Source organism: Paenibacillus puerhi (assembly GCF_009846885.1).
Classification (GTDB): Bacteria; Bacillota; Bacilli; order Paenibacillales; family NBRC-103111; genus Paenibacillus_G; species Paenibacillus_G puerhi.
On the sequence record NZ_WUWM01000059.1, the window covers coordinates 1 to 8,459 of the forward strand.

10 protein-coding genes and 1 pseudogene are annotated in these 8,459 nt (G+C 41.6%); all 11 read left to right on the top strand.

The genetic code is table 11. From position 1 onward, the window contains the following. Positions 1 to 243, top strand: a 243-nt coding sequence (locus tag GSF01_RS28580) for an integrase core domain-containing protein (protein ID WP_159888667.1), incomplete at its 5' end; no start/stop codon positions are given. Positions 244 to 429: 186 nt separating this feature from the next. Continuing rightward, entirely contained in the window at positions 430 to 954 is a 525-nt protein-coding gene (locus tag GSF01_RS28585) for a hypothetical protein (protein ID WP_159888668.1), read from the top strand. A 105-nt stretch (positions 955 to 1,059) separates the two neighbouring features. Then, complete coding sequence (locus GSF01_RS28590) at positions 1,060 to 1,494, top strand: ParB N-terminal domain-containing protein (RefSeq protein WP_159888669.1); 435 nt, start codon at positions 1,060 to 1,062, stop codon at positions 1,492 to 1,494. Positions 1,495 to 2,308: 814 nt separating this feature from the next. Then, positions 2,309 to 2,719: pseudogene (locus tag GSF01_RS28595) on the top strand (NUDIX hydrolase). Positions 2,720 to 2,784: 65 nt separating this feature from the next. Further along, a complete protein-coding gene (locus tag GSF01_RS28600) occupies positions 2,785 to 3,435 on the top strand; it encodes an HAD family hydrolase (RefSeq protein WP_159888670.1) in 651 nt (216 codons plus the stop codon). Positions 3,436 to 3,507: 72 nt separating this feature from the next. Further along, positions 3,508 to 3,933, top strand: coding sequence for a GNAT family N-acetyltransferase (locus GSF01_RS28605; protein ID WP_159888671.1), 426 nt, complete (start codon positions 3,508 to 3,510; stop codon positions 3,931 to 3,933). Between the two features lie 78 nt (positions 3,934 to 4,011). Continuing rightward, the gene (locus tag GSF01_RS28610; protein WP_159888672.1) at positions 4,012 to 4,437 is read left to right on the top strand and encodes a GNAT family N-acetyltransferase; all 426 of its coding nucleotides are present in this window, start codon (positions 4,012 to 4,014) and stop codon (positions 4,435 to 4,437) included. A 313-nt stretch (positions 4,438 to 4,750) separates the two neighbouring features. Then, entirely contained in the window at positions 4,751 to 5,209 is a 459-nt protein-coding gene (locus GSF01_RS28615) for a hypothetical protein (protein ID WP_159888673.1), read from the top strand. Positions 5,210 to 5,406: 197 nt separating this feature from the next. After that, the gene (locus tag GSF01_RS28620; protein WP_159888676.1) at positions 5,407 to 6,078 is read left to right on the top strand and encodes an ArsR/SmtB family transcription factor; all 672 of its coding nucleotides are present in this window, start codon (positions 5,407 to 5,409) and stop codon (positions 6,076 to 6,078) included. Between the two features lie 99 nt (positions 6,079 to 6,177). Then, positions 6,178 to 7,503, top strand: a complete 1,326-nt coding sequence (locus tag GSF01_RS28625; RefSeq protein ID WP_159888674.1) for an MFS transporter — start codon at positions 6,178 to 6,180, stop codon at positions 7,501 to 7,503. A 28-nt stretch (positions 7,504 to 7,531) separates the two neighbouring features. Further along, positions 7,532 to 8,284, top strand: a complete 753-nt coding sequence (locus GSF01_RS28630) for a hypothetical protein (protein WP_159888675.1) — start codon at positions 7,532 to 7,534, stop codon at positions 8,282 to 8,284. Positions 8,285 to 8,459: the final 175 nt, after the last annotated feature.

Here is an 8,459-nt window from a genome sequence, read left to right on the forward strand (position 1 = left end):
AAAGACGTCAAGGTATCCATGGATGGCAAGGGCCGGGCAACGGATAACAGCCGCACAGAGCGATATTTCCGTTCGCTCAAATACGAGTGCATCTATTTGAATGAATACGAAGACCCTCGTGCGCTACGCAAAGGGATAGCTCGCTATGTCCAATTTTATAACCAGGAACGCCCTCATCAATCTCTTAAAGATGCGAGGCCCGATCAATTTTACGCCCATTGTATCGAAGAAATCGCATCCTAAAAACTAGGCCCACGAGAAGGAGGACATAACTTATTCCTCAGAAATTCGTGTCTTGACAATGGGGAGCATTACACATTTATTAAAGTACTTGATGAGAAATGGATTGCTTTTTTAACGAGACATGACAGTTACTTAGAACATCAGGAAGGTCCTGGTTTTATCTATCAGTTATCCCAAGAAGCCCCGGTGTTATATTTTTGTAATCTTAGTGATCATTTTTGGGGATATAGGATTTTTAATAATGGTCAAGAGGTGGGCTATTTAAGGATATCTTACGAAATCGAGGAAGAAATAGTTATAAAGACTTTTGAAGGACGATACCCTGATAAGGATATTTTAGAACTCTATGGAGAACTCCACGAGGAGATATCAAAAGAAGTCCGTGAGAACGGTATATTAGAAGATGAAGCAAAGCATATTTTTGATAAAAGTAATGTTTCTGCATTTAAATTGTTTAATATCTCTGACGAGCAAATAGAAGAACTAAAATCAGTTCTAAAGTTGGTTATTCGGGATAAGGCACGAAAGAGTAGAAGAAGATGGAGATTACGAAGAAATTTATTAGAGATTTCAATGGCGCTAGCAACGTTATCAAACACCACATTCACGTATCGTCGTCTAATGGCTCCTCGGTCAGCCAGAAGCATCCGCGAAGGAGTTGAATCAGGAGGACACATCTGCGAGCCTAAGTGGCGGAGCCACCCGGCCTAACGGGCCTTAAGGTTCTCGACGTCATGAATGCAAAAACGTTATCCGAAATTCATGCAAGACATTATTATATGAAAGACGGATCAGATAGAAAAGAGAGAGGTAAACATGTCAAAATTTACATTAAAAGAAGCAATGGAGTACGCCGCGAATGGTGATATTGAAACATGGATTCATCTTTTTTTGAATGGTGAAGGAGACAATGCTGGTTTATCAAATGGCCTAAAAATGAAAAGAAGGTACTGGCTAGGACCCATAGAAGCCGAAATAAGTTGTCTCGACAGAGTTGTCGGACCTGAATTACATATGGAGTATGTTGAAGATGAAGAATGGTGGAATTATAAACTCAATCAAATTTGCAAACGATTAGAAGATGGATGGGATATGCCGCCTTTAATTGCTGAAAATAGAAATGGATCTTTCAGCGTAAGAGATGGCAATCATCGATTAGGTGCTTTACAAAAGTTAAAGAAAGAAAAGTGTTATCTAATTATATGGGATGATAATAGTATTGATAATATATTAAAAGCTTTACCAGAGTAATGTAGAAGTATGAACAAGAAGAGTGCATAGCACGCATCTGGGCTACCGCCTTGGTCCCTCCTCACTACCTAATCACGTCGCGGGTGCTCCTACCCGGGCTGCGCCCGGATCAGAGGCACTTAAGCTGATGGGACGTCGTGAATGCAATAACATTATGTGAAAATACCCTAAGGAGTAAAAAATTAAAGGACAAAACTATGAACACAAAGCAGAGAATATGGACTGAAGATGATTACGATAATATGAAAATTGGCATGATTGTAAGGTATATGGAATTGGCTTTAATGAAGATAATTTCAAGTTATTACTTGATATTGACTATATATTAGACTGGGTTAAGCCGGAATCTGACGACCTCAATTTTAGCTTTTGGGTGTCACCCGCAACTATGGTTTTTACTAATGTATATGATCTTAGTATGGATATATCTACTACTCTTGGTTTTGAGATATGTAAAGTATTTAGGGAAGAACCAAAAATCCCTAGAAACCATGAATATATAAATAAAGATACTGAATGGTTATGGCGAATTTCATCGAACCAAGGTGATATTACTTTTAGATCAATAGGATACAAACAATATATAAGACGCAAACCTATACTGACTGTCGGACAGAGCATCCCTTTTATTGAACGCGGAGGAATTTCATTCACGGAAGAATATTACCTTGATTAGACTTTTTTAGAACAGTTGTAATGAATAAAAGTGGAGGGTACTCCATATAACGACCAGTGACGGTTCGTGAAAAAACAAAGTTATCAAAAACCTACCCAATCATTTAAATTCTACTATGATCTATCAAAGGAGAATAATATGAAAACACCACCCAAACATTTTATTTCTGCCGCTGCAATTGTTTTGAACGATCAGAATGAAATATTACTTATCCGAGGTCCACAAAGAGGTTGGGAAATGCCAGGTGGAGTAGTTGAAGTTGGCGAGTCATTGACTCAAGCAGCAATAAGGGAAACGAAGGAAGAATCGGGAGTAGATATTGAGATCATTAGATTTTGTGGAGTATTTCAGAATGTGAAGGATAGTATTTGTAACACATTATTTCTAGCGAAATACATAGGCGGAACTCCAACAAGTACATCTGAAAGTCTTTAATCAGGATTTTTTCCAATTGATGAAGCTTTGACCATGGTTACCTATATGAACTTTAGGGCAAGGATAGAAGCTTGTTTACAATCCAATAAAGAGCCCGTATATGTTGAATTCTAGTGAGAAAAGTGGTGGAACGTCGTGAATGCAAATCACAATATGAAAAGCGTTAGGGAGATGATGATGTGATCAAAGCAGTGATTTTTGATCTGGATGGAACACTACTTGACCGGGATAATTCTCTTCGGCATTTTATCCATGATCAATATGATCGAATGCCCTTTTTGCACGTTGTTAGGAAGCAGGTATACGTGGATCGTTTTATTGAATTGGATAGCAGAGGATATGTATGGAAGGATAAAGTATACACTTCCTTGCTTGCCGAATTTGGCATAGGAGACGTTTCGCCAGATGAGCTTTTAACGGACTACATAAATAACTTTAGGTTTCATTGTGTGCCGTTTGTCAACTTACATGAAACTTTAGAATTTCTCAAGTCTTCCGGATTTAGATTAGCTATGATTACGAATGGATTTGGCGAGTTTCAATTAGCTAATGTCAGGTCTCTGGGAATTGAAAAATATTTTGATTTTATTATGGTATCGGAGCTTGAGGGAATAAAGAAGCCAGATCCAGAGATTTTTATCAGAGCTTTAAAAAGATTTGAAATGGATGCAAATGAAGCTGTTTATGTTGGAGATCACCCGAAGAATGATATACAGGCAAGCAGAAACATTGGGATGAAAGGAATATGGAAGATGGACCCCTATTTCAATGAAGATTTTGAACGGGATGGAACCATAAAAGAATTAATAGAATTGAAAGACATTTTGTAAGCGAAATCAAAATTGAATGCAAAAATACGGTAGGGTATCGAGGGTTCAACCCTGTATGAAGGAGAGTAAAAAATGAAATTACAAATTAATAACGAGAACAATAATGAGTTAAAGAATTATGTCAGGAACAAAATGTTTGAATATAACATGAAGCATTTCCCAGATGAGTTAAAGGGGAAGTATCAAGAAATTCATATTTTTCTCCAAGATGAAGGAGAGCAAGTTTGTGGCGGCATTCTTGGCGAGGTTTGTTGGAACTGGCTAGACGTACAATATTTATTTGTGGAACCTGAACACAGAGGGCATGGTTACGGTAAAAAATTGATCCATGAAGCTGAAAAAATTGCAAAAGAAAAGCAATGTGATTTTATGAAGGTTGATACATTTGATTTTCAAGCTTTAGATTTTTACAAGAAAGAAGGATTTGAAGTATATGGCATTATTGAGAATGCTGGTAGACATACGCACTACTACATGAAAAAAGACTTGTTGAAGTAATAATGATCGTAATTTTAAGTTGTGTGGACTCACAAAAATTGGTACTATTATCCTTAAAAACTTTGAGGGTGGGATAATATGGACGTTACTGCTGGAGATGTATTAATTAGTAATGACAAATCCTTATTATGTATGGAGACCATATGTAGTTTTTTAGCAAGGAGCTATTGGGCAGATAAGAGATCTGAAAGCAGAATTAGGAAATCAATTGAGAACTCAGTATGTTATGGGGCGTACCATGGGGGCAAGCAAATTGGCTTTGCTAGATTAGTTACAGATGGGGCGACTATGTATTGGCTTTGTGATGTATTTATAGATGAAAATTATCGAAGCTACGGGATAGGTAAGAAGTTAATAGAAACGATAACAACTTCTGAAGATTTTAAAGATTTATTGGGTGTATTAGGAACGAAAGATGCACATGGACTATACGAACAGTACGGGTTTCATCAGGAGCAAGAGCGATTTATGAGGAGAATGCCTGATTTTTTAAGAAGTAAATAATAAGGGCTTTTGGGTAACAAAAATGGGAAGAAGAAAACTCCGCGAATCTTAAGTTACCTCAAGGACCATTGTTGTTTCTAAAGAAAGTTAAAGAATCACAGCCGATAAAATTTATTACCGATGATCGGGAGGAATCTCCCGTCATTAGTTTTAAGACAACTAATTTTGAAGCTTTTTACAGGGTGTTGAAGGCGAAAGGGATCAGAACTTATTAGAGGTCAATGAATTTTCAGATCTTAAACTGCCCCAGTACAGAGGGTATTGATAAATTAAGCTTGGTACAGGAGAAAAAGTTTATCAGGAGAGCGCAGAAATGAAAAAAAATGATATGCTTAGAAAACTCGCTGTAGCGATGATATGTTCGTTTTTATTTTGCATAATATTGGCGGTTCTTCAATACGTGCCGATATCCGAAAGAAATGAAGGTGTTTACCACTGGTCATTCTCAAGTCTCGTGATCCTGTATTTAATGTATACGGTCCCTGTATTTATCTCTGGAGGGGTCGCGTTTTCGATTGTAGTTGATAAGCTCGTCAGTCGTAAAGTACAAGGCTCTTTTAAGCCGAGTATAAGCTTCTTGATACTAACGCTAATCTACATAGTAGGCGGTATTATAGTAAGTACCATTTTTATAATGATCATTTCCAAGGGAATAACGCTGGATAAATTTAAACAAAGTATGCATTTTTACATCTATGGAATGATAGGGGCTGTCATGTACTACTATATGGATGAAAGTCTGAAGTATGTCCTGAAATTAAAGAACAAGTGAATGGCTTGGTTTTAATTTCGAAGAAAACCCCAGAAATCCACTTTAAGTATTCGTTAGGAGTCTTGTGTGGCCAAATTAAATCAAGTAAAGCTGTTGTAGGCATGGAACTAGTTCGTTCGCGAAAAGAGATTGACGCCAATCAGAATTCCAGATTATAATTCAATTAATTCATTGAATAGTGGAGAAGAGGTGAAATGATGAAGCAAGAGCTTCCCGTTCGTGCGTTCAAAGATGATGTATACCGGCAATTTGCCCGAATTGGGAAATGCCTGTCTAGCGATAAACGCTTGGAACTGATGCATCTGCTCTCCCAAGGGCCCAAGTCCGTAGAGAAACTGGCTCAAGCTACGGAGATGAGTGTGGCTAACGTTTCGCGGCATCTTCAGATTCTGCTTGATGCCAATCTGGTGAAGTTCAACAAGAAGGGAACGTACGTCATTTATACACTAGCAAGCCCGAAGATTGCGGACTTTTTAACTTCACTTTGGCGAATAAGCGAGATGCAGCTGGCAGACATTGGTCGTATCAAAAATGATTTTATGAGTCAAAGTGGGGATGTTCAGGTCCTTTCACTGGATGAGGTGCTGACCAGAATGGAAGAGGGAAGCATCATTTTGCTGGATGTGCGTCCAACCGATGAGTTTGAAACCGGCCATATTCCAGGCGCGATTTCTGTGCCCATGGAAGATTTGCATGAGTACCTTACAAAGCTCCCCAGAGAAATTGAAATCGCCGCCTATTGTCGCGGCCCCTATTGCGTATACTCGGCCCAAGCCGTTGAAAAATTGCGACAAGAAGGATTTACAGCATTCCGCTTAGAGGCAGGAGTATTTGAATGGCGGGAGCACCAGGCGAGGGAGTGGCAATAGCGAGCCTGCTTTGCGTTTATGCTATACAGATGTATAGCTTTTTTATAGCCCTAAAATTAATTATTCAATTGATTCGTTTAATAAAGGGAGAATGCACCCATGTCGGAAGATTCGTTACGAGTTGAACCCAAACTAAAAAGTCACCCAGAACCACTGAAGGAATACGTGGAATCCCCTGAGAAACAGCGTCAATTGTACAAAAAAACCATGATGGTCGTCATTGTTTCTCAAATTTTTGGCGGAGCCGGACTGGCTGCGGGTATCACCGTAGGGGCATTGCTCGCACAGGACATGCTGGGTACAGACAGTTTTGCTGGTGTTCCTGCTGCCTTATTTACATTAGGCTCTGCGATCGCTGCGCTATTGGTCGGTAGACTATCCCAGCGCTTGGGACGTCGTGCCGGGCTGGCAACCGGATTCCTCGGAGGCGGCCTGGGAGCTATTGGAGTAGTTCTCGCAGCTGTCCTCGATAACGTCCCGTTGCTTTTTCTTTCATTGCTGATCTATGGGGCTGGCACAGCTACAAATATGCAGGCAAGATATGCAGGAACCGATTTGGCACTGCCGACGCAGCGGGCAAAAGCGATTAGTACCGCCATGGTATTCACGACATTTGGCGCGGTAGCGGGTCCGAACCTGGTGAGTATTACAGGGCAATGGGCCGCGTCTATGGGGGCTCCTGCGCTGTCGGGGCCATTTATGCTGGCTGCCGCCGCGTATATATTGGCCGGTCTTGTTCTTCTCTTGTTTCTTCGACCCGATCCGCTCGTCGTTGCCAAGGCTATTGCAGAAATGGAGCGTACCCGGGAAAAACAAAACAGTCCAACCGGGTTGAAGGATGTTGAACTGAGCGTCCATAAGCCGGGCATCATTGTCGGCACAACGGTGATGGTGCTTACCCAAATTGTCATGATTGCGATTATGACCATGACACCGGTTCACATGAAGCATCACGGGCACGGGCTGGGAGAAGTGGGCATCGTGATTGGTATCCATGTGGCTGCGATGTTTTTGCCTTCCTTAATTACAGGGGTACTCGTTGATAAATTTGGGCGCAGGCCGATGTCCTATGCTGCCGGTGTTACCTTACTCTTGGCGGGTTTACTGGCTGCTTTTGCGCCCGGAGACTCCATGGTGCTTCTCGTTCTTGCGCTTGCATTGCTGGGACTAGGCTGGAATTTCGGTTTGATCAGCGGCACGGCAGCCATCGTCGATGCGACACCACCGCAGGTTCGTGCGAAGACACAAGGTACGGTGGATGTTCTGATTGCTTTGGCCGGTGCATCGGGAGGCGCTTTGTCCGGTATGGTTGTAGCGCAAACCAGCTATTCTATTCTTTCTTTAGCGGGAGGATTTTTATCTTTGCTTTTAATTCCGGTAGTCGTATGGTCGCGCAATAAGCAGAAGCATGCTCGTGGGACGTAAATTCGTCAAGGAGGTGGAGTATCTTAGCATGCTGCATCAGGTCAAGCTTGGTTTGTTAGTACTTATTGTCGCCTTGGTTTTTGCCGGGTGCGGATCGGGTAAATCCAAGGCTATCGAAAGCTTAGCTCAAGCAAACGTGGAACCCGTAGCCTCTATACCTGAGCAAGACATACATCTATATCCAGCTGAGGAAGGCGTGGTTCTCAAGATCGGGGAGCTGCAGCAGCAGATGAACTGGGCTTATTCTACCCCAAGGCAACTTATGCCTGTGCTTCAGGTGAATGATTATAACCAAGATGGTAAGGATGAGCTAGCGGTTGTGCTGCCTATCGGATCGGGAACAGGTGTGGCCGTTGAAGAACTGCATCTTGTGGAATTTTTAGAGGCCGATGGTACAGCCGAACGACCATGGACCGACCATGTTTATCCATCAGAGGAGTATATGAAGCAGCTCCGTGAGACACTCGGGTTTAAGAAGGTATACAAAGATGGTGAACTGTTCGGTCAACTTACGATCGCCGATCAGCTTCATGAGGTCAGCTTGAAGGATGTTGAGCAGGAATATGGATCTGGGAGCATACATGACGAGCTGGGGTTCGGCAGCATTGTGAAATTCGGAATAGAGAAGGAAACGTTGACCTTTACGGCTGCAATCGGCTTTGTAATTGACGGCGTGGCGGAGCCCCAATATTTTGGCGAACTAACAGCGGTGGTAAGCTACGCATCGGGTAAATTCAAGCTTGACCAGTACCGATTTACTGGGTATTCAACAAATAGCTAAACGCGCTAGCAGGTGAATCAAAAAGTCCGGTTACAAAGCAGGTAAGATGTAAGCGTCTAACAAGAAGGTGTATTCCAACTCAGTCTAGATTTTGAGACAATTCCGTTAGAGTAGTCGTTGGAGTTTTTCGACTCTACTCGAAAAACTCTAATGGGAGTGTGTCCAATTGCAAACT

Excerpts from the sequence above, each read along its gene's own strand:
- GSF01_RS28625 (WP_159888674.1), top strand. The coding sequence starts at position 6,178 with ATGTCGGAAGATTCGTTACGAGTTGAACCCAAACTAAAAAGTCACCCA.
- GSF01_RS28620 (WP_159888676.1), top strand. The coding sequence starts at position 5,407 with ATGAAGCAAGAGCTTCCCGTTCGTGCGTTCAAAGATGATGTATACCGG.
- GSF01_RS28615 (WP_159888673.1), top strand. The coding sequence starts at position 4,751 with ATGAAAAAAAATGATATGCTTAGAAAACTCGCTGTAGCGATGATATGT.
- GSF01_RS28630 (WP_159888675.1), top strand. The coding sequence starts at position 7,532 with ATGCTGCATCAGGTCAAGCTTGGTTTGTTAGTACTTATTGTCGCCTTG.
- GSF01_RS28610 (WP_159888672.1), top strand. The coding sequence starts at position 4,012 with ATGGACGTTACTGCTGGAGATGTATTAATTAGTAATGACAAATCCTTA.
- GSF01_RS28605 (WP_159888671.1), top strand. The coding sequence starts at position 3,508 with ATGAAATTACAAATTAATAACGAGAACAATAATGAGTTAAAGAATTAT.
- GSF01_RS28590 (WP_159888669.1), top strand. The coding sequence starts at position 1,060 with ATGTCAAAATTTACATTAAAAGAAGCAATGGAGTACGCCGCGAATGGT.